This is a genomic window from Novosphingobium sp. (assembly GCF_027489515.1).
GTDB lineage: Bacteria > Pseudomonadota > Alphaproteobacteria > Sphingomonadales > Sphingomonadaceae > Novosphingobium.
Genome location: NZ_JAIXZS010000048.1, coordinates 1 through 18,985, shown reverse-complemented (window position 1 = coordinate 18,985; position 18,985 = coordinate 1). Strand labels below are relative to the sequence as shown.

The 18,985-nt window shown below is 66.1% G+C and carries 21 protein-coding genes; 14 read left to right on the top strand and 7 right to left on the bottom strand.

What is annotated here, in order from left to right; translation table 11 throughout:
• The first annotated feature begins 1 nt into the window (after position 1).
• From Q0082_RS08050 to Q0082_RS08020, 7 genes are read left to right on the top strand one after another with little or no spacing between them, the layout of a single operon-like run.
• Positions 2 to 388 carry a prepilin-type N-terminal cleavage/methylation domain-containing protein gene (locus Q0082_RS08050; RefSeq protein WP_298191376.1) on the top strand — a complete coding sequence of 129 codons (387 nt, stop codon included), beginning with the start codon at positions 2 to 4 and terminating at the stop codon, positions 386 to 388.
• Positions 385 to 1,074, top strand: coding sequence for a prepilin-type N-terminal cleavage/methylation domain-containing protein (locus Q0082_RS08045; protein WP_298191374.1), 690 nt, complete (start codon positions 385 to 387; stop codon positions 1,072 to 1,074). The genes Q0082_RS08050 and Q0082_RS08045 overlap by 4 nt, the downstream gene beginning before the upstream one ends.
• Positions 1,071 to 2,081 (top strand): PilN domain-containing protein, encoded by a 1,011-nt coding sequence (locus tag Q0082_RS08040; protein ID WP_298191373.1) that lies wholly within the window; start codon positions 1,071 to 1,073, stop codon positions 2,079 to 2,081. The genes Q0082_RS08045 and Q0082_RS08040 overlap by 4 nt, the downstream gene beginning before the upstream one ends.
• Positions 2,078 to 2,623, top strand: coding sequence for a type II secretion system protein GspM (gspM, locus tag Q0082_RS08035; RefSeq protein WP_298191372.1), 546 nt, complete (start codon positions 2,078 to 2,080; stop codon positions 2,621 to 2,623). The genes Q0082_RS08040 and gspM overlap by 4 nt, the downstream gene beginning before the upstream one ends.
• Positions 2,589 to 3,146: a hypothetical protein gene (locus Q0082_RS08030; RefSeq protein ID WP_298191371.1), complete on the top strand. Its 558-nt coding sequence runs from the start codon at positions 2,589 to 2,591 to the stop codon at positions 3,144 to 3,146. The genes gspM and Q0082_RS08030 overlap by 35 nt, the downstream gene beginning before the upstream one ends.
• Positions 3,139 to 5,238, top strand: coding sequence for a type II secretion system secretin GspD (gspD, locus tag Q0082_RS08025; RefSeq protein WP_298191369.1), 2,100 nt, complete (start codon positions 3,139 to 3,141; stop codon positions 5,236 to 5,238). Before Q0082_RS08030 ends, gspD begins: the two co-directional genes overlap by 8 nt.
• A complete protein-coding gene (locus Q0082_RS08020; RefSeq protein WP_298191367.1) occupies positions 5,238 to 6,095 on the top strand; it encodes a type II secretion system protein GspK in 858 nt (285 codons plus the stop codon). The genes gspD and Q0082_RS08020 overlap by 1 nt, the downstream gene beginning before the upstream one ends.
• A gap of 19 nt (positions 6,096 to 6,114) precedes the next feature.
• Here the strand turns inward: Q0082_RS08020 and Q0082_RS08015 are convergent, their stop codons facing one another.
• A complete protein-coding gene (locus Q0082_RS08015) occupies positions 6,115 to 6,885 on the bottom strand; it encodes a cell wall hydrolase (RefSeq protein WP_298191365.1) in 771 nt (256 codons plus the stop codon).
• Between the two features lie 177 nt (positions 6,886 to 7,062).
• Here Q0082_RS08015 and Q0082_RS08010 point away from each other — a divergent pair, with 177 nt between their 5' ends.
• The 6 genes from Q0082_RS08010 to Q0082_RS07985 all read left to right on the top strand — a co-directional run bounded on the left by Q0082_RS08010 (position 7,063) and on the right by Q0082_RS07985 (position 11,977).
• The gene (locus Q0082_RS08010) at positions 7,063 to 7,623 is read left to right on the top strand and encodes a hypothetical protein (protein WP_298191363.1); all 561 of its coding nucleotides are present in this window, start codon (positions 7,063 to 7,065) and stop codon (positions 7,621 to 7,623) included.
• 273 nt (positions 7,624 to 7,896) lie between these two features.
• Complete coding sequence (locus Q0082_RS08005) at positions 7,897 to 8,844, top strand: hypothetical protein (protein WP_298191361.1); 948 nt, start codon at positions 7,897 to 7,899, stop codon at positions 8,842 to 8,844.
• A 177-nt stretch (positions 8,845 to 9,021) separates the two neighbouring features.
• Complete coding sequence (locus Q0082_RS08000; protein WP_298191359.1) at positions 9,022 to 10,554, top strand: hypothetical protein; 1,533 nt, start codon at positions 9,022 to 9,024, stop codon at positions 10,552 to 10,554.
• A gap of 133 nt (positions 10,555 to 10,687) precedes the next feature.
• Positions 10,688 to 11,140: a hypothetical protein gene (locus Q0082_RS07995; RefSeq protein ID WP_298191357.1), complete on the top strand. Its 453-nt coding sequence runs from the start codon at positions 10,688 to 10,690 to the stop codon at positions 11,138 to 11,140.
• A gap of 29 nt (positions 11,141 to 11,169) precedes the next feature.
• Entirely contained in the window at positions 11,170 to 11,514 is a 345-nt protein-coding gene (locus Q0082_RS07990; RefSeq protein WP_298191356.1) for a hypothetical protein, read from the top strand.
• Between the two features lie 19 nt (positions 11,515 to 11,533).
• Positions 11,534 to 11,977, top strand: coding sequence for a peptidoglycan-binding domain-containing protein (locus Q0082_RS07985; protein WP_298191355.1), 444 nt, complete (start codon positions 11,534 to 11,536; stop codon positions 11,975 to 11,977).
• Between the two features lie 24 nt (positions 11,978 to 12,001).
• Here Q0082_RS07985 and Q0082_RS07980 read toward each other — a convergent pair whose 3' ends face one another.
• Entirely contained in the window at positions 12,002 to 12,742 is a 741-nt protein-coding gene (locus Q0082_RS07980; RefSeq protein ID WP_298191354.1) for a winged helix-turn-helix domain-containing protein, read from the bottom strand.
• Between the two features lie 245 nt (positions 12,743 to 12,987).
• Here Q0082_RS07980 and Q0082_RS07975 point away from each other — a divergent pair, with 245 nt between their 5' ends.
• On the top strand, positions 12,988 to 13,923 hold the full coding sequence (locus Q0082_RS07975; protein ID WP_298191353.1) for a calcium-binding protein: 936 nt from the start codon (positions 12,988 to 12,990) through the stop codon (positions 13,921 to 13,923).
• Here the strand turns inward: Q0082_RS07975 and Q0082_RS07970 are convergent.
• The 5 genes from Q0082_RS07970 to Q0082_RS07950 all read right to left on the bottom strand — a co-directional run.
• A complete protein-coding gene (locus Q0082_RS07970) occupies positions 13,824 to 14,912 on the bottom strand; it encodes a hypothetical protein (RefSeq protein WP_298191352.1) in 1,089 nt (362 codons plus the stop codon). The genes Q0082_RS07975 and Q0082_RS07970 overlap by 100 nt on opposite strands.
• Positions 14,913 to 15,388: 476 nt before the next feature.
• A complete protein-coding gene (locus tag Q0082_RS07965) occupies positions 15,389 to 16,165 on the bottom strand; it encodes a hypothetical protein (RefSeq protein ID WP_298191351.1) in 777 nt (258 codons plus the stop codon).
• A 377-nt stretch (positions 16,166 to 16,542) separates the two neighbouring features.
• Positions 16,543 to 17,019: a hypothetical protein gene (locus Q0082_RS07960; RefSeq protein WP_298191350.1), complete on the bottom strand. Its 477-nt coding sequence runs from the start codon at positions 17,017 to 17,019 to the stop codon at positions 16,543 to 16,545.
• 113 nt (positions 17,020 to 17,132) lie between these two features.
• The gene (locus Q0082_RS07955) at positions 17,133 to 17,993 is read right to left on the bottom strand and encodes a MipA/OmpV family protein (RefSeq protein ID WP_298191349.1); all 861 of its coding nucleotides are present in this window, start codon (positions 17,991 to 17,993) and stop codon (positions 17,133 to 17,135) included.
• Between the two features lie 187 nt (positions 17,994 to 18,180).
• Positions 18,181 to 18,985: ATP-binding cassette domain-containing protein (locus Q0082_RS07950; protein ID WP_298191348.1), on the bottom strand; the 805-nt coding region annotated here is incomplete at its 5' end.

The window sequence follows — 18,985 nt, the reverse complement described above, 5'->3', positions numbered from 1 at the left end:
GATGCAGACCCGAGCCCTGCAGCCCGATCCGCGCGAGCGCGGCTTTCTGCTTGTCGAAGCGCTGGTGGCGCTGGCCATCGCCGCGCTGATGGCCGCGCTGGTGTTCGATTCGGTATGGCAGATGGGCCGCACTGCCTCGGCCGCCGCAGAGCAGCGGCAGGCGCTGCTGCTCGCCCGCTCGGTGCTGGCGGCAGCCAGCGTGCCAGGCGTGACCTCACCCATTGCGGCGCGCGGGGCCGATGGCCGTTATGCCTGGGCCATCGCGAACGAGGGCTATTCGGGCGAGGCGGCAGATGGCCTCCCGCTCGAGACCGTCAGCGTGGCGGTGAGCGATGCCGCCACGGGCCGCGTTCTGGCGCGGCTGACCACGCTGAAGGCGCAGCAATGATGCTCGCGACTGCCATCAATCCCGCTCGCCGGCGCGATGCCGGCTTCACGCTGGCCGAGATGCTGGTCGCGCTCGCGCTGTTTGGCATGATCTCGGCGCTGCTGGCCGCAGTCATCCAGCTCATCGCCCGGCTCGACGGCGCGTCGAGGCGTCAGGGCGAAGCGATCGAGCAAGTCGTTGCGGCGCAGAATCTTCTGCGTTCGCGGATCGAACAGCTGCGCGCGCTGATCGACGTGCGCGGCCTGGGCGATACGATCGCGATGGTCGGCCGCCGCGACGAGATCACGTTCACCGCCCCGGGCTTTGCCGCCAACGGCGCGCACCAGTTGCAGGCGATCCGTCTGCGGCGCACCAATCGCGGCCAGTTGGTGCTCTACACGGCGCCGCTGCTGGCGGGCAATGATATCCGCTTGCCATCGGTGGAAGGCTGGGATGCCGCGCCGCTGCTCGAAGGGGTGCAGTGGATGGACATTGCCTATTTCGGCGCAGACTGGCTGACCGGACGCGACCTGTGGCAGGACAGCTGGCAGAACCGCGCCCAGCCCCCGAAGCTCGTGCGGGTGCGGCTGGGCTTTGCCGAAGGGGATTCGCGCAGCTGGCCGGTGCTGATGGTGCGGCCGATGAGCGGGGTGCGACTTACTTGCCAGGATGGCCGCAAGAGCCTTGACTGCGGAGAGGCCCAGTGAACCTTTCCGAACTGCTCAATTCCGACATGACGACGCTGGCGCGACTGGCGCGCGGCGGGTTTGACTGGTGGGTCCGCGAACTCGAAGGACTGCTTCCGGCAGGCCTTGTCCGGGGCCGGAGCCTCACCGCGTGGCACCGCTACGAAAACGGCGCGGTGACGGCGGCGAGCCGGGCGGGGGTCGAGGCGCTGGTTATCCCGGGCGAGCTGTGCCTCGTGCGCACGCTGACCCTGCCGCGCATGTCGCAGAGCGATCTTGCCGCACTGGTTGCGCTCGATGCAGACCGCATCATGCCGGTCCCGGCAGACAGCGTGGTGATCGGCATCCGAACGGTGGGCCCGGCCGATGAAGCGGGCACTGGCGCCGATATGCTCCGCGTTCAGGTCGGTGCCCTGCCGATCAGCCGTGCGCGCGAGATTGCCGAGGCCGCGCGCGCGGCGGGGGTTGTGCCAGCGCAGCTGGGCCCGCTCGATGCAGCGGGCGAACGGCTTGATTTCGATCTGGCGCCGGCGATGCGCAAGGCCGGGTTGCTGCCGCCTCGTCCCGCAGTGGCCCGGTTCTGGTGGTCGGCTGTGGCCGTGCTCGTGCTCGTCAACATCGGCACCGCGGTGCTGCGCGATCAGCAGCAGGTGGACCGTCTGCAGGTTCTGGTCGACGCGCAGTCCCCTGCCCTCACCGCCGTGCGGCGGATCGAGGACCGGGTCATGGGCAACGCCAGAGTGGTGCAGGCGCTCAATGCCCGGCGTGCTTCGCACCAGCCCTTGCGGCTGATGGCGATGGTCGGCGGTGCCCTGCCTGCAAACGCGTGGGTGCAGCGCTTCGAATGGGACGGGAAATCCCTGCGCCTCGCAGGCTATGCCGCCCCCGGCGTCAACGTCGTCTCGGTGCTCAAGGCCTCGGGCCTGTTCGCCAATGTGCGCGCCAGCCGGTCCGAAGCTGTGGCCGAAACCGAAACGGGGCGCCCGTTCGATCTGGTGCTCACTCCGCGCGCGGAGGGCGGCGCATGAGGCCGATGTCTGCCCGCGAGCGCAAGCTCATCGCCGTGCTGATCCTCGTGCTGGCCGTGGCGCTGGTGCTGACAATCGTGATCGGCCCGGTCGTCTCGGGCTTCAGCGACCGTGCGGCACGGCGCGAGGCGCTGGTCCAGACATTCCATGCCAACGAGCTGCGCATTGGCTCGCTCGGCGCGCTGCAGGCAGAGGCAGAGCGGCAGACCGGCGAGATTCGCACACTGTTCATGGCCGCCTCCGATGCCGGTGAAGCGAGCGAGGCCCTGCGCGAGCGGATCGAAACCGCGGTGCAGGAGCTCGGCGGCGATATCAAGGCCTCCGAGGCCGTGCCTGCCGAGGAAGGCTGGGCGCGCGCCGCGATCGACATGCGGATGAGCCATGCCCAGCTTGCCGCCCTGCTTGCCCGCCTCAATGCCATGAAACCCGCGCTCGCGGTCGATGGCCTTACCGTTATCGCCGACGACGCCCTGACCAATTACAAATCGGACCTGCTGGATGTCAGACTTGAAGCAACGGCTCCTTTCGTACCGGCCCGATAGGGCGAACGGTGCGCTGCTGCCTGCGGGGCTTGCGCTGGTTCTGCTGGCGGGCGCCGCGCTGCAACTGGCGCTGCCGCAAGGCGCAGCCGTGCCGCCGGCCATCGGCGTTGCGCGCGCGCCGGACCGGCGCCTGCCAGCGATCACCGATGTCGGCGCGCCCGATTTGAGCGGGCGCGCCTCGCTGTTCTCGCCGCTGCGCGTGATCGGTGCGCGGGTGGCTGAACTCGATGCAGCAAGCCCCGGTGCAGTGGCGCCGAAACCGGTCGGTCCGCTCGATGGGACCTTCGTGCTGGGTGCAGCACGCGTCGGCCGGGCACAGGCGCTGCTGCTGCGCGAGGAAGGTGGCCGTGTGCTGCGCATGGCGCCGGGCGGCCTATACCGGGGCTGGCAATTGCTGCGGATCGAGGCGGATGGCGCCCGCTTCCGCAAGGCCGGCAAGATCATGCGCATCGGCTTCGGCGCCAGTGCACCGGCGGGAAATTCCGCCCCAGATTCCAGCGAGAGCGAGAGCGACAGTGAATAAGCACCCCACGATCCACCTGGTCGGCATCTCGGCCCTCGCGCTCGCGGCCGTCACGGGCTGCGCGCCCAAAGCGGCGGTGCAACCGGTCGAGCGGGCGCTGCCCGCCACTCCGACCGCCCCCAGCCCGCGTCCCGAGGGCGTCACCACGGCGCTTGTCGGCGGCACCGAGCCGGCCCCTGCCCTCCCCGGCATCAGCGGCGAGAGCACCCGCACCGCGCCCAAGGGCAACATCGAGTTCACCATCCCCAGCGCCGACGTGCGCACCCTTGCCCAGATCGTGCTGCGCGACACGCTGCGCATTCCCTATACCGTCAGCGTCGAGGGCGATATCGACGTGGGCCTGACGACGGCGGGGCCGGTCAGCCGCCAGCAGCTGCTCGATCTGTTCGAGGCCTCGCTCAAGAAGGCGAACCTCGCGATGGTGTGGGAAGGCACCGGCTACCGCATCATGACGGTCGACGCGGCCAAGGCGCGCGGCACCGAATTCCTCCCCGATCGCGGCTTCGGCAGCGAGACGGTGCGGCTGCAGTTCGCCAATGCCGAGGAGCTCAGGAAGCTGCTCGATACGGTGGTGCCCGGCGCGGTCCAGTCGCTCGATACCACGCAGAACGCGCTGGTGATCGCGGGCACCGAGGCCCAACGCAAGAGCGTGCACGAGGTGATCTCCCAGTTCGACGTCAACTGGCTGCGCTCGATGTCCTTCGCGCTCTACGTGCCGCAGAACCTCGACAGCCGCCTGATCGTGCCCGAGCTCGAAAAGCTCATCAACGCGCCCGATGCACCGACGCGCGGGCTTGTCCGCCTGATCGGCATGGAAAAGATCAACGGTGTGATCGCGATCAGCGCGCAGAAGCAGTATCTTGAGGATGTGCGCCGCTGGGTCGAGGTGCTCGACCGCGAAGGGACCAGCAACGAGGCGCGGCTCTACGTCTACCGCGTGCAGAACAGCCGCGCGCGCGATCTCGTGAAGACGCTCAACGCCAGCTTCGGCCTCGGCGGCGGCGGCAGCAGCGGCGGCCTTTCGGAGAACCCCGATCCCTTCGCCCCCGAACCGCGCAGCGGCGCAGATGGCGCCGCGCAGGGTCAGAACGGACCGGCGCGCCAGACCCCTGCAGCGGGCCAGAATGGCATCGGTAGCGGCGGCTTCGGCGGCAACGGGCAGGATGCCGGCGGCTCTGGCCTCAAGGTCCGCGTTTCGGCGGACGAGGTGAACAATGCCGTCGTCGTCTATGGCTCGGGCCATGACTACGCGATCGTCGAGGATGCGCTACGCAAGCTCGATGTGCCGCCGCTGCAGGTGATGATCGAGGCCGCGATCACGGAAGTCGGGCTCAATGACGCGCTGCGCTACGGGGTGCAGTGGAACTTCCAGCAGGGCAACGCCAACTTCGCCCTCAGCGAAGGCGAGACCGGCGCGCCGACGCGGCAGTTCCCCGGCTTCTCGTTCTTTTATTCGAACCGCAACGACATCCGCGCGACGCTCAATGCGCTGGAGGGACGCACCACGGTGAAGGTCGTCTCTGCGCCCAAGCTGATGGTACTCAACAACCAGACCGCCGCGCTGCAGGTGGGCGATCAGGTGCCGGTGTTGTCGCAGCAAGTCACCCCGCTGGGCGGCGGCGGCGGCTCGGGCAATCTGCTTTCGGCCAACTCGGTCGAGTACCGCGATACCGGCGTGATCCTCAAGATCACCCCGCGCGTCAACGCGAGCGGGGCGGTGCTGCTCGACATCTCGCAGGAAGTCAGCGACGTCCAGCCGACCAAGAGCGGGGTGACCAACTCGCCGACGATCACCACCCGGCGCGTTGCCACCACGGTTTCGGTGCAGGACGGGCAGGTTATCGCGCTCGGCGGCCTCTTCCGCGACAACAAGAGCTTCGGGAAGAACGGCCTGCCGATCCTCTCGCGCATTCCGGTGCTTGGCGGGCTGCTGTTCGGCAACAACGACAACTCGGAAAAGCGCACCGAGCTGATCATCCTGATCAAGCCCCATGTCCTGCGCACGCCCGATGACATGACCGCAATCACCGAGGAACTGCGGGCCAAGATCCAGTCGGTCGAGCCGTTCAAGACCAAGGGCAAGATCCCCTGATGCAGTCCCAGCGCCCCGGACCCCGCGAGCGCGGCTACGCGATGCTCGCCGTGGTGGCGGGCATCGGCGTGATGGCGGCGGTCGCGGCGGGGGCAGCGGCCTTCACCGCGACGCGGCTCGATACGCTGGAGGCGGAAACCACGCGCGCACGGCTCATCGCCGCCGCCGATGCGGGGGTGGAGATCGCGCTCGCCAATCTCACCCGGCCGGGCCTTGCCTCGCGCTGGGCGATCGACGGGCGGACCTACAACGAGAGCTGGGGCGGCGTGCCTGTCGCCATCCGCATCGAGGACGAAGCGGGCAAGATCATGATAAACCGCATCGACGGCGAGAACATCGGCTGGCTGATGAGCGCGCTTGGCCTGCCGCAAGCGCAAGTGGAAACGCTGCGCGACAGCTTCGACGACTGGATCGACCAGGACGACGAGCCCCGCGCGAACGGTGCCGAGACCGATACCTACCTCCCCCGCGGCTTTGCTTCGCGCAACGGCCCGCCGCAGAGCGTCGAGGAGCTCGGCGACATCCGCGGTTTCACCCCCGCGCTGGTCGAGCGGATCGCGCGGGTCGCCACGGTCGAGGTCAACGGAACCTCGTTCGACAAGCGCTATGCCGATCCGCTGGCGATCCAGGTGATGAACGACGGGGATCGCAATTCACCCGACGTGATCGAGCGCCAGCGCGAGATTGCCGGCCAGCGCCCCGCGCTCGCCATCAACGACCCGGCCGACTGGAGCGGGCGGGTGGTGACGATCATCGCGGTTGCGCGCGGCTCCGGGAGCGCGCAGGCGCAGCGCCGCGTGGTGGTGGAGATCACCGGCAAGCCGCGCCAGCCTTATGTGCTGCGCTGGGGCCAGTAGAGCTCAGGGCCAGTGGGGTTCAGGGCCGAAGCGGAAGGCCCCAGGGCGCAAAGGGCCTCGGTGCAGGCTGGGTGGAGGCGGGAGGCGGCAGCAGCGGCGCGGCGCTCGGCCCTTCGTCAACACCGCGGTAACGCGCCCAGGCCCGCGCGATCACGCTGTGATCCGGTTCTTCCCAGGCGGCAGCCTGCCCGGCTATTGCGGCGCCTTCTGCCTGTCCCCCGGCGAGCGGCCGGTAGAAGACATGCGCCCCGATCCGGCCGACCGGATCGAGCGCAGCGGCCCAGCCTGGCTGGACATATGTCGCGTGGTAATTGAGCGCGCCCGCAACCCGGCGCGGCGCTGTGCCGCCCAGCGCCGCCTGCGCCACCATGCGCGCGGCGCGGATCGTGCGGTCGTCCAGCCGCCGCGTCAGCGCCCCGTCGCACACGAACGTGAACTGGCACCCCGTCCCGCGTCGCCAGCCCTGCCAGACAACGCCGCACACGCTCTTGGGAAACGAAGGATGCGCCAGCCGGTTCAGCACGACCTCGGCAACCGCTTCCTGCCCGGCGCGGGGCTGGTTGCCCGCTTCATAGGCGACGGCGAGCGTGAGGCAGCGCGCAGCATCCTCGCGCACGGCATCGGGCGCGGCGCCAATCGAGCCCGGCGTAGGGGCAATCGGCACCGCGAGGGGGGCCAAAAGCGCCGGCTCGGCCTGTGCGGCAATCGGCAGAAGCGCACAGCTCGCCGCTGCCGCGAGGAACGCGCGGCGTGGCGGCGATTTCGGACGTCGGAAACGCAGGCTGGTCACGCGATTCCAGTACGCCGCTTGTGCGACAGTTTCCAGTCGGCCGCCCCACCAGCTGCGCGAAGTGTGCCAGAACGCGCCCGATCTGCGGGCAGACCCACAAGGCTGCGTATCGTCACGGCAGAGTCACGGTTGGTTCCTAGCAGCGCGGGGATGCGAACCCGTCGGATAGCGAACATCATGCCCATTCCCTCGCCGCGTTCCGGCAGCCTGCGCTGCCTTGCCGCCCTTGCCGCAGCGCTTCTGGCGGCCTCGAGCGCCGCCGCCGAGCCGGCGCGGCTACCGGCCCGCCTTGTCACGTGCACGCTCGGCCATGCGACCAATTTCAATCCGGAGCAGCAGCAGACGCTCGACGACATTACTTATGACACGCACCACCGTCTGAGCCTTTATCTGCCCGCTATCGCCCAGCGGACCACGCCGCCGCCCGACGCGACCGAAGAGGCCGAGGCTGTCGATCCCGGCACGCGCGTGACCGAAGATCCCGATGGCATCACCGCCGATGCACCCGGCGCGTTCGACCGCGTCGTCGATCTGTGGCCGGAGCGGGTGGAGCTTGCCAAGACCACGCCGACTGGCCGGTTCAAGACGATCCTGGTGAGCGACTACGATCCGGTCCGTGGCACTGCACGGATGTTCCTGGGCACGGCCGGCGATCTCACGACCTATGACCTCAAGCGCATCTACATGGGTGAATGCACCGTGGCCCTCAATCCGCCCGTGCCGCGCAAGCCGCGCTGAGGCGCAAGCGGTGGTGCGGGGGAAACGGCAACCTGTCCGGATTTGTGACATCGCCCGGTCACCTGACACGCAGCTGTAATCTTACTGTCCGAATCGCCCGATAATACGCACTGGCCCTCAGGGGGGCTGCCCGGGGCTCCACGACAAGCGAACCTTATGAACCGTATGGATATTTGCGGCATGCCAAGCCTTAGCCGAACGCGCCCAAGCGCTGCGCCCGCGAATCTTGCCCTGCGGCGGAGGGGCTTGCTGCTCGTGCTTTCCACTGCGCTCGTGGCACCACTGGGCGGCTGCGGCATTCCCTATGGCACCGGAAGCCGGGTCACGCTCTCGGAAGCGCCGCCTTCGGCGCAAAGCACGCCCAGCGAAGGCATCATGCAGGCGCTGACCTGCATGCGCGACAGCCATGTGCTCAACCGCATCCGCTTCGGCATCGCGGTCCATTCGGACGGCACCGGCAAGTCCTCCTACGGTTATGAAGGCGCGACCGGTTCGTTTCTGCCGCAGGGCACCGCCGCGATCTGGGCATCGGAGGCGGTGATCCGCGCCGGCGGGCTCTCGATGAACTACTACGAGCTCAACACCGAGCGTGCGCTGCGCCAGTTCGGCGGGTCGAGCCTCGATTCCGCACTCGCCACGCAACAGCAGACGCGGGTGCCCAATTTCATCATCTCGACTGCGTTCACCGCGCTCGATTTCATCGGCGGTCCCTCGATGGATGTGCGCGCCGGCGGGATCGGTCCCTACTACAACGTGCGCGGTGCCAGCCTCGAGGTCTCGGCGGAGATGTACCGCCCGGGCGATCGCATGACGATGGCGATCAGCTCGCTCAACCGGCAGGTGTTCTATCGCGATGCCGGCGTGGGCGTCGCCCGCATCTTCGGCAAGGGCAAGGGCGAGCTGGTGACCGGGACGATCGGCTTCACCGATCAGCAGCGTCTGCAGGAAGCGACTCGGGACGTGATCGCGCTGGCGGTGGCCGATGTGCTCGCCAGCATGCCGATCGTGCCCGATGATTGCCGCCGGATGGTCGAAAATCTGAAGGCCGTGCACAAGGTGAAGACTACTGAGGATCGCCCTCAGCAAAAGTCCTCAGCCAGCGCCCATGGCAACCGCCGCGATGTGCCCCCGGCGGCCCCCGCGCCCCAGAATCCGCCAGCACAAGGTGCAGTTACCGGGGTTGCCGGCGATCCCGGCACGTCGCGGCGCAACCAGAATTGATGCTGGTTCGGGGCCCCGTCGCCGTCCCGAAACAGGCTTGGTTACAGATCAATGAAGGAAAAAAACCCGGCCATTCTTCAAACCGTCACCAATGTTTCAACCAAGGTGGCCAATGCGCTCGTGCTAGTACCTACGGGGCTAGATACGGGGTATAAACGAAAGAATAGGGGTATAAACGTGACCAAGATTCACAAGACGAAGCTCGTGCTGCTGAGCGCGACTGCCTTCTTCGCCGCCAGCACGGCGCGTGCGCAGGTTGCTGACAGCTGGGCCATCACCGGCGACGTGACCGTCACGGCCGCCAACACCGCCGACACCACCACGGTCGACCCGGTGAACCCGGGCGCCGTCGCGGGCATCGACACCGCGCTCATCTCGGCCGGCTTCCGCAACTCGATCTCGGGTTCGGCGGTCGGTTCGTCGGCCTCGTCGTCGTTCACCTCGGTGAACAACTCGGGCGTCGGTGGTGCTGCGGCCCTCACCGTTGACGGCACGATCTCTGTTGGCGCGGGCAACGGTTCGGCCGTGCTCAACAACACCGACGTGATCGGCAGCGCCATCATCGCCGACGGCAGCGCCAACTCGATCTCGCTTGCTGCAGTCGGCTCGTCCGCCTCGGTTTCGGGCTCGGCCACGCTGAGCGATGTCGGCGGTGCGGCCACCGCTGGTGAGACCTATGCGTTCTCGGCCAATTCGCTCGCCGTTTCTTCGGGTTCGGCTGACGGCGACGTCGAAGTCGATCAGGGTAGCCTGACCGGCGGTAACGACAACACTGTCTCGCTGATCCTCGCCACCGGCTTCAATGCCCCTGCCGTGACCCAGGGCTTCGGCAACTCGATCAGCGTTGCCGGTGTCGGTTCGTCGGCCTCGGCTTCGTTCTCGGCCACGGTTGGCGGTGATGGCTCGTCGCTTGACTCGTTCGACCTGACGCTGACCGACGGTGCGGCGATCAGCTCGACCAACTCGGACAACGGCACTGTCGCGGTCGGTCTGACCGATGCCGGTATCGTCACCCCGCAGGTCAATGGCGGCAACGGCAACTCGATCAGCGCTGCAGCGCTCGGCTCGTCGGCTTCGTTCTCGCTCAACTCGAGCACCTATGGCGGCGGCGTGATCGGCGAATTCAACGCGACCGTGGGCGAACTGACGGTCGACTCGACCAACGGTGGCAACCTCGTCACCCTCAGCAGCGATGGCGCTGCCGGTACCCCGACGCTGATCAGCGAAGCGGCGATTGCAGGTGCGGGCAACGGCAACTCGATCAGCGCTTCGGCGGTCGGCTCGTCGGCTTCGGTGTCCTACTCGAACAACGTGTATGACACGGGTGCGGGCACGGCTGCCGGTGCGGTCAGCTTCCAGGCGATCACGGTGAACAGCACCAACAACGGTACGATCGGCAACACCGTCGACCTCGGCACCTCGGGCTCGATCGATGGCGGTTCGCGCAACTCGATCAGCATCGCAGGCGTCGGTGCCTCGGCTTCGCAGACCTTCTCGGTCACCGATTACTCGGGCGCCGGTCTGACCGGAGTCGCCAGCACGGCTGAAGGCGGCATCACGCTGACCGCGTTCAACACCGGCGTTGTCGGTGTCTCGGGTGGTCTGTCGAACCCGTCGATTGCCGATGGCTTCAGCAACTCGATCTCGGCGGCCGCGGTCGGCGCTTCGGCGTCGCAGTCGGTTACCCGCACGCTGGTCGGCGCGCAGTAAGCTTGACACGGGTGTCCGCGCTACTGCGGGCGCCCGAAAGACCAAAGGGAGGAGGGGCCACGCGCCCCTCCTTTTCCCGTTTGTGTGAATAGGTGTGAAGTCTGGTTTCGCGTCGTTCGTGAAGGGTTTGAAAATGGCAGATGCACGGCCCGCAATGATTGCCCGCCTTTCGGCGCTCGGCTGCGCCGCAGCGTTTGGGCTGCTGGCCAGCGCGGCTTCTGCGCAGATCGTCCAGAACGGCAACTCCGATCTCAACGCGATCAACTCGGGCGAAATCACGCTGCGGGGCAATGTCACCAATCCGACTATCGCGGGCGGGATCGACAATTCGGCAGGCAACCTTGCTGCGCAGGGCGCCGCCACGAACTACAGCATCAACGATGCGAACATCGGCACGGACGGTCAGCCTGTCGGAACCTATACCGCGAGCGTTTCGAACACGCGCCTCAGCGGCACCAATTCCGGTACGGTCAACGTGCGCGCGACCGTGACGGGCGGTTCGTTTGCCGGCAGCAACAACAGCCAGAGCATCTCGGCGACGGGGCTCTCGAACGTCATTTCCATCAAGACCACCTCATCCAAGTGATCGCCCCAAAGGCAGGAAGGATCATCACCATGAACCCGACCAAGACCACCGCCGCGCTTGCCCTGATCGCGCTCGTGCTGGGCACGGCGCAGGTTCCGGCGCTCGCCGGCCCCGCAACCAGCGCCTGGGGCACGATGGGCGCCAACGGCAGCTCGACGCAGGCGATCAACTCGGCGCTGCTGCACAAGACCGAAGGCGAGAACGCGCAGATCCAGACGATCGGCAAGGACGTGACCTCGATGTATCGCTCGGTGACGTCGTGCGGCTATTGCGTCTACAACCAGATCAATGGCGATTCGAACTCGATCAACGGCAACACCATCACCGGCAGCAATTCCGGCCAGACAACGGCTACCGGCACGTTCAAGAACTGAGCCTGCGCATATGGCGGCAATGGGCCTGCGTCCCTGCGGTCTGCCTTTACTGCTCGCCGCAGCCCTTGTCTTGCCGGCTGGCGAAGGCACCGCGCTCGCCCAGAGCGCTGCGACCTCGCCGGAACTGAGCACCGCCGTTTCGGTGCATGCTCCGGATGAGCCGGCGGCTGCCGAAGTGCCCCTGCCGCTCGATCTCGTGCCGGCACCGCCTCCTGCGCCAACCGCATCTTCCAGCCCACCACCGGCAGCAGCGGCGCTTCCCGCCGGATCGGGCGTGCTCGACAGCGCGACGGTGCAGCGGATTGTCGACCGGCTGGTCAGCCTGCATTTCCTTGCCAATGCAGCCGACGCGCAGGATCCCGATCTGCTGACGCAGGCAATCCGCGAGTTTCAGTCGAACGCCGGGATATCACCAAGCGGGACGCTCGACCGCGACACGGTGGGGCGGCTGACGACACCCTGAGCCATAGCGCTCAGGCCCCGGCTCTCAGGCTTCTGCCCCATCAAGCCGCGGTTCCGCCGACCGGACGCGCGGTTGCTGATCGCCGAGCGCGTAGCCAACGGAGCGCACGGTGCGGATCACATCGGGGCGGTTGTCACTGTTGAGCCGGCGGCGCAGGCGCGTGATGCGCACGTCCACCGCGCGGATCTCGATCAAGCTGTCACGCCCCCAGACGGCATTGCGGATCTGTTCGCGGGTGCGGACCTTGCCGGCGTTTTCCATCAGGTAGCGCAAGATCTTGAACTCGATCAGGCTGAGCCGCACCGGGGCGCCGTCGCGCTTCACCGTGCCGTTGTCGATATCCATCTCGACCCCGGCGATGCGGATCACGCGGCCGCTGATGGCGGGCGCGGTGCGGCGCAGGATGGCGCGAATGCGGGCGAGCAGTTCGGGCAGCGAGAAGGGCTTCACCACGATATCGTCGGCGCCCGCATCGTAGGCGCCGAGCCGCTCGCGTTCGTCTCGCGCGGCCGAAACCACGATGATCGGCAGATAGCCAACGCCATCGGCATGGCGCACCGCGCGACACAGATCGATGCACCCATCGCCCGGCTCGCTCCAGTTGAGCAGTACGAGATCGAGTTCCTGTTCACCGATCCGGCGCGTCACCTCGGCGGGATCGTCTGCCTCGAGGACGTGAAAGCCCTCCATCTCGAGATTGAACTTCATCATTCTCAGGATGGTCAGGTTCGGTTCGTAGAGCAGGATGGATGCCTTGCGTGACATCGCGATTGCGGGGCCTTCCTCTCGCCCGCAAGGAGCCGCGTCCGTCAGGGGCATGCAACTGTTCATCTGGGGTTCAGGCCTAGGTACGGTTTGTTGCAGCACGGTGACCTGTTGATGACAGCGACAAGACGATCCGCCCCGAAGCAGCGGTGATCCGTTCCGGAACACCCGCGCCCTCCCCGCGTTGACGCATAAGCAAGTCTACTGATACCTTCTCCGATGCGTGAAAAAGGGAGAGCAGCGCGATGGCAACCTACAACAGTTACCTCACCGTCGATGACAGAGACACCAATGTGTTCGACGCGGACTTTCTTTCGACCCTCCTCTATTATGCCCCGGCCGGCGCGTATTTGAGCATGGACAACAAGTCGATGGTCTATGACTTCGGCGGCGGCGGCGTGGCGTTCACGACCGACGGCACTTTCGACGGCGCGTGGAACGGCACGGTCAACGCGGTCATCTCCGGCGAGGGCGAGACCATTTACACCATCGGCGCCGGGTACAGCATCGATGGCCTCGCGCTGCGCGACGCGATTGCCGAGGGCGACACCGAGACGATCAACCAGCTGGCGTGGAGCGGCAACGACATCATCACCGGCGGCGACAGCCGCGACACGCTGCGCGGCTACGGCGGGCGCGACCTGATCTCCGGCATGGCCGGCAACGACACGCTGATCGGCGACGGCGGCAACGACACGCTCTACGGCAATGCCGGCAGCGACAACGTGATCGGCGGCGCGGGCAATGACGGGCTTTCGGGCGGCGCGGGCAATGACGTGCTGATCGGCGGCGCGGGCAACGACGTGCTCGTCGGCGGCGGCGGCAGCGACTCGCTCAGCGGCGGCACCGGCGCGGACCGGTTCGACTTCCGCAGCTTCCTCCAGCTGCGCGGCAATGACTACGACTGGGTCACCGATTTCAGCCAGGCCCAGGGCGACAAGATCGACCTGCACTGGATCGACGCCAATACCGGCACCGCGGGCGACCAGGCCTTCACCTTCATCGACAACACCGGCGAAACGCTGACCTCCCCCCCGGCGGCGGGCAGCCTCGTGCTCCAGCTCGGCCTCGAGGACAACACCTACGCCGTCACGCTGGTGATCGACAACGCGGGCACCTCGGAGACGTTCTTCGTCCACGCCGCCGAAGGCACGCTGACCGCGGACGACTTCATCCTCTGACCGCCGGCAGGCGCTGAGCGGGCGGGCCGCGCCGGTCTGCCGGCGGGCAAGTTGACACGGTTGACAGGGTCCTGAAGCGCTTTCGCGGACTTGGTTTCGATGGGCGCTTCGGGACGGATTTCGGGAGGGGTCTCGCCGGCAGGCGGGGCCCCTTCTGCGGGGGAGGACGGGATAACCCCTCCACCACCGCCTGCGGCGGCGGTCCCCCTCCCCATTTCCACTTCGTGAAAACGGGGAGGATCTGAGGGCTCGCTGGCCATTTGCACTTCGTGAAAAGGGGGAGGACCCAGAACGTCGCGTTCTTCGAAGAGCATATCGAGCGCGGCGAGGCGGGCGTGGGCTGCGGCATCCCAGCTGGCGGCGGCGGCGGTTTCGGCCTGGCGCTGGGCGTGGGCGAGCGCATGGGACCAGAGATCGCGCGGATCGATGGCGTCGAGGTTCAGCTCGGCGAGCGTTTCGGCAGGCAGGTCCTCGACGCGCGGGGGGAAGGCATAGAGCGCGTCCTCCCGCGCGGGGTGCGCGGGGGTCCACTGCGGCGGGGCCTCGAAATCGTCGTCCGGCGGCGCGAAGGCGGGTTCGGGGCCGGCCTCCCCGGCGCCATGCAGTTCGGCGAGGTATTCATCGAAGCGGGCGGCGATGCCGGTGGCGGGATCGGCGGCGGCCTGATCGGCGTGGGCATCGAGCCGGGCGAGATGGGCCAGCAGCAGGCGCGCATCGAAGCGGACGCGGCTGCCGACCGCCTCGCCCCGGTAGAAGATCGTCTCCTCCACCCCATGCAGCGCGCGTTCGGCCAGCACCTCCTCCGCCGCATCGCGCGCGAGGAGCAGCGCGGCATGCCAACCATGCGCAAAGGCCGCATCGCGCCGCTTGTGGACATAGGCCGCCTGCGCCGAGACGCCGACCAACGCACAGGCGCGGCGGACATTGCCGGTGACGGCAAGGTGATGGAGAAAGCGCACGCGGCGATCCGGCGTGAAGGGAAGCGACATGCAAAGCCCCTCCCGCAAGCGGGAGGGGTTGGGGTGGGCCGCCCCATACGCCGCACATAGCTCCGGCCCACCCCCAGCCCCTCCCGCAGGCGGGAGGGGAGCGAACGGGTTGCTATCATCGGGCAGCCCGAGATCGCGCTCCATGGGTATCCACCCGCGCCCGAACCCGCTGGAATTGTGCTGTGCCATGCCGTGCGACTCCCTTGGAACAAAACGGGATCATTGTGGCATGGGTGGGGGTGTGTAGGACAGGGGGTATTCGTACAGCTAGCACGGCGTACCGTTTGGTTATCTCAGGAAAAAAACCTTATCCTTCTACTTCGAAGAAATTTCTTATCATGATCTATACTTACATAATAATCGACAATTTTATCTACAAAATATCCCTCAATGCCATCCATTTTCCCAAATTAGGAAGCGGACCCCATTGGGTATTAAAGATCAGCCAATTCAAACCTGTGTCAAAATCATGATTTTTATTTTACGTATTCCCATCCCCAATCCCGCTCCATCAAAATGTTATCTTTCGCATCCACGATAACGGAGAATAACTGCACACAAACAATTCTTCTAGTTCTACCGAGGAATCGCCATATTTCGTTTTCTATTTGAGAGAATATTTCTTGCTCCGCAACCCATTCATGAGGCACCTTTAGAAAAATTGCGCAAGGATACCCTCGAGGAAGATTTCTCGAACTCGCTTCTTTTAAAGAATTTTGAATTCCCTTCTTTGAAAATAATCTATTCTCAATTTTACATTTAGTGTCACAAAAAACAATGTATCCATTTTCTAGCATAATTTCTAAGTCATAGCTTTCACCTTTGACACCTGATGGCCAGATATAACGAAATCTAATTCCTGATTTCTTTAATAATTTTCCAACTTCAAGCTCAGATATTCCCGACTCGATCTCACCATTTGCAATTTGATCAAATGGTGCTTCAACTCCAATAGAACCTGCAAGATTGAAAACTAGTTCGGCCGCTCGGCGTACTCTCTGCATAACGCGAGCTGAGCCATTTATATCAGCGAGCTGCCGCGCAAAGTAGCCATCTTGAGGCTCACTAAGGATGTGCTTCTCAAGCCAATCTTCGCCAAAGCAGAGCCGCAAGATTATCAAGGCCAAAGCGTAGGTTCTGTCATCCTCGCCAGAAAAAGGAATTATCTTAGATAATTGCCGTAGCCGTTCCACTGAAAACACAGGTGTGTAGTAGCCACCTCCTGGCATACGCTGAAAGTATTTTGGTTTCATTGGCATCTGATCACTCTGTCTGATTCACGAAACAGATGGAAGCGCTTTCAAAACGATATTGCGCAATCTTTGATATGTAGGCTTCACTCCCACTTACCTTCGTTGCGTTGGGGCTCTAAGAAGGCCGGCTTTGCTATTTGGCCGATCACGCCATTCTATCCCCTCCGCGTCCCAGTGAGGTTCTTGCTCCTCCGTCAGCGCTTCGGGCCGCCACCTCCCCCTTTTGTGCGTGCCGCAAAAATGGGGCGGGATCGGGCGGCCCTCACGATTTGGTGCGGGGTGAGCGCCCACATTGCCAGTGCCGGGGGTGAAGGGGGCGATGGCCCCCTTCTTTGCTTCTACACCTTGGAGGTTCCTACCGAACCCGCGCGCGGGGGTTATTCGGAGCCGTAGCCGGGATCGCCGTATTGCTTGGTCTGGCTGGTGTAGGAGCGCTCGGCGGACGCGGTGTCTTCCTCATCCTCATCGGCGTCGGGCGCTTCGCCCCAGCCGGAGCCGGGGCCGGTGAGCGGGCGGTTGCTGCGGGGTGGGCCGCTGGTGAAGGTGCCCCAGCCGGGCGCGGTTTCGCGGGAGGCGGCGGCGACCTGATCTATGCATTCGCGGGCGAACTGCATGTGCACTTCGCGGGTGTAGTCTGCGCCCCAGTGGCTCCACTTGTACCAGCGGGCCTTGCCGATCAGGCAGTTGCAGAGCGGGATGCTCTCGCTGCGGGAGAGGCCGGCGGCTTCGACCTTGCCGAAGCACATGGCGCGGAATTCGGTGAGTTTGCTGGGCGGGCTGGCGCGCCACGCGGAGTAGCCGGCGTTGATGCTGCCAAGGGCGATGGCCGGAATCATCAGGTACCACAGGCGCATGAAGATCCCCCTTTGCTGCGCGCGGGGGGAGGATAGGGGGATTGGCTTAAAGGGGGGTTAGCGCCACCATCCCCAACCCCCTCCTCTGAAGAGGAGGGGGCTTTCTTTGGAGGTTATTTCCAGGTGAAGCGGTAGCCGTAGGCGAGGCCGAGGGTGAACTGATCGCGGCGGCCGCGCTGGCGGATGAGGGTGCTATCGGCGACGACATGGCCGAGGCGGTCATAGCCGGCGAGGAGGGTGAGCGCGCCGTGCTGGCCGCGCTTGCCGAGCGGGCGGGTGAGCGTGCCGCCGAGCCCCGCGGAGACGAGGCCGGAGCCGGTCTGGTAGGCGGGGAGGCCGGCGCGGGCGGCTTGCTGCGCCGTCACGCCGAAGTAGACCTGCGTGTATCTGGCGCTGGCGAAGGTGCTGCGCGCGGTGAGCGAATAGCGGAAGGGGCCGGCGCGATCGGTGAAGCGGATGGAGGGTTCGGCGACGAGGCCTTCGTGGCCGCCGGTGCCCTGGCGCAGTTCGGTGCGCAGGGCGAGGCGGCGTGTCGGGCTATATTGCACGAAGCCGCCGAATTCTCCGGCGAGGCCGATGTTGCCGAAGCCGCGCAGGGCCGTGCTGCCGCCGGTGACGAGGAAGGGCGAGCCGCCGGTGCTCTCACGCCGTCCGAAGCGGAGGCGGGCGATGGGGCCGATCTTCCAGCCATCGCGGTTGATGACATTGACGCCGAAGCCTTCCTGCACCGAGGCGAAGGCGACGTCCTTGTAGGCGACGCGGATGTCCGGGAAGATCGAGAGCGCATAATCGCGCGAGCCCTGCCAGGCGGGGGCAACGAGCGGGACCATGCCGACGGTGAGCGTCCAGGTGGGCTGCGGGGGCGGGCCGAGGGGGCGCTGGGGGGCGGCTTGCGGCGTGCTCTGCGCATGGGCGGCGGCGGGCGCGAGGAGGGTGAGCGCGGCCGCGAGAGCGGCGGGGTGGGCGGTTTTCATGGGGCCAGATCCTGACGTCTGCGTCTTGCGGAGTGGGTGCGACTGCGCGGCGCATAGCAGGAGGGCGGCGGCGTTGGTTTGCTGCGGTGTGGCGTTTTGTTGCTTGGGGTGCGGCGCTGAACACCCCCTCTCCCAACCCTCTCCCAACCCTCTCCCCGAAGGAGGGGGGGGAGAGGGCTTCTTGGCTTTAGCGGGAGAGGAGCGGCTTCAGGTAGTGGCCGGTGAAGCTGCGCGGGTTTTTGGCGACGGTTTCGGGGGTGCCCTCCGCGACCAGTTCGCCGCCGCGGACGCCGCCTTCGGGGCCGAGATCGAGCAGCCAGTCGGCGGTCTTGATGACATCGAGGTTGTGTTCGATGACGACGACGCTGTTGCCCTGATCGACGAGGCGGTGGAGGACTTCGAGGAGCTTGCGCACGTCTTCGAAGTGGAGGCCGGTGGTGGGCTCGTCGAGGATGTAGAGCGTCTGCCCGGTGGAGCGGCGGGCGAGTTCCTTGGCAAGCTTGACGCGCTGCGCCTCGCCGCCGGAGAGCGTGGTGGCCTGCTGGCCGACCTTGACGTAGCCGAGGCCGACTTCGTTGAGCATGTGCATGCGGTCGCGGATCGGGGGGACGGCCTTGAAGAATTCCTCGGCGTCCTCGATCGTCATGTCGAGCACATCGGCGATGGAGAGGCCCTTGAACTTCACCTCGAGCGTTTCGCGGTTGTAGCGGCGGCCGTCGCATTCCTCGCAGGTGACGTAGACATCGGGGAGGAAGTGCATCTCGATCTTGATGAGGCCGTCGCCCTGGCACTTTTCGCAGCGGCCGCCCTTGACGTTGAAGCTGAAGCGGCCGGGCTTGTAGCCGCGGGCGGCGGATTCGGGGAGGCCGGCGAACCAATCGCGGATGAGGGTGAAGGCGCCGGTGTAGGTGGCGGGGTTGGAGCGCGGGGTGCGGCCGATGGGGGACTGGTCGATCTCGATCACCTTGTCGCAGTGTTCGAGGCCGGTGACC

Coding starts and splice junctions, on each gene's coding strand:
- Q0082_RS07960 (WP_298191350.1), bottom strand. CDS start 17,019: ATGCGCCTGTGGTACCTGATGATTCCGGCCATCGCCCTTGGCAGCATC.
- Q0082_RS08050 (WP_298191376.1), top strand. CDS start 2: ATGCAGACCCGAGCCCTGCAGCCCGATCCGCGCGAGCGCGGCTTTCTG.
- Q0082_RS08020 (WP_298191367.1), top strand. CDS start 5,238: ATGCAGTCCCAGCGCCCCGGACCCCGCGAGCGCGGCTACGCGATGCTC.
- Q0082_RS07985 (WP_298191355.1), top strand. CDS start 11,534: ATGGGCCTGCGTCCCTGCGGTCTGCCTTTACTGCTCGCCGCAGCCCTT.
- Q0082_RS07990 (WP_298191356.1), top strand. CDS start 11,170: ATGAACCCGACCAAGACCACCGCCGCGCTTGCCCTGATCGCGCTCGTG.
- Q0082_RS08010 (WP_298191363.1), top strand. CDS start 7,063: ATGCCCATTCCCTCGCCGCGTTCCGGCAGCCTGCGCTGCCTTGCCGCC.
- gspM (WP_298191372.1), top strand. CDS start 2,078: ATGAGGCCGATGTCTGCCCGCGAGCGCAAGCTCATCGCCGTGCTGATC.
- Q0082_RS07980 (WP_298191354.1), bottom strand. CDS start 12,742: ATGTCACGCAAGGCATCCATCCTGCTCTACGAACCGAACCTGACCATC.
- Q0082_RS07955 (WP_298191349.1), bottom strand. CDS start 17,993: ATGAAAACCGCCCACCCCGCCGCTCTCGCGGCCGCGCTCACCCTCCTC.
- Q0082_RS07975 (WP_298191353.1), top strand. CDS start 12,988: ATGGCAACCTACAACAGTTACCTCACCGTCGATGACAGAGACACCAAT.
- Q0082_RS08045 (WP_298191374.1), top strand. CDS start 385: ATGATGCTCGCGACTGCCATCAATCCCGCTCGCCGGCGCGATGCCGGC.
- Q0082_RS07995 (WP_298191357.1), top strand. CDS start 10,688: ATGGCAGATGCACGGCCCGCAATGATTGCCCGCCTTTCGGCGCTCGGC.
- Q0082_RS07970 (WP_298191352.1), bottom strand. CDS start 14,912: ATGTCGCTTCCCTTCACGCCGGATCGCCGCGTGCGCTTTCTCCATCAC.
- Q0082_RS07965 (WP_298191351.1), bottom strand. CDS start 16,165: ATGAAACCAAAATACTTTCAGCGTATGCCAGGAGGTGGCTACTACACA.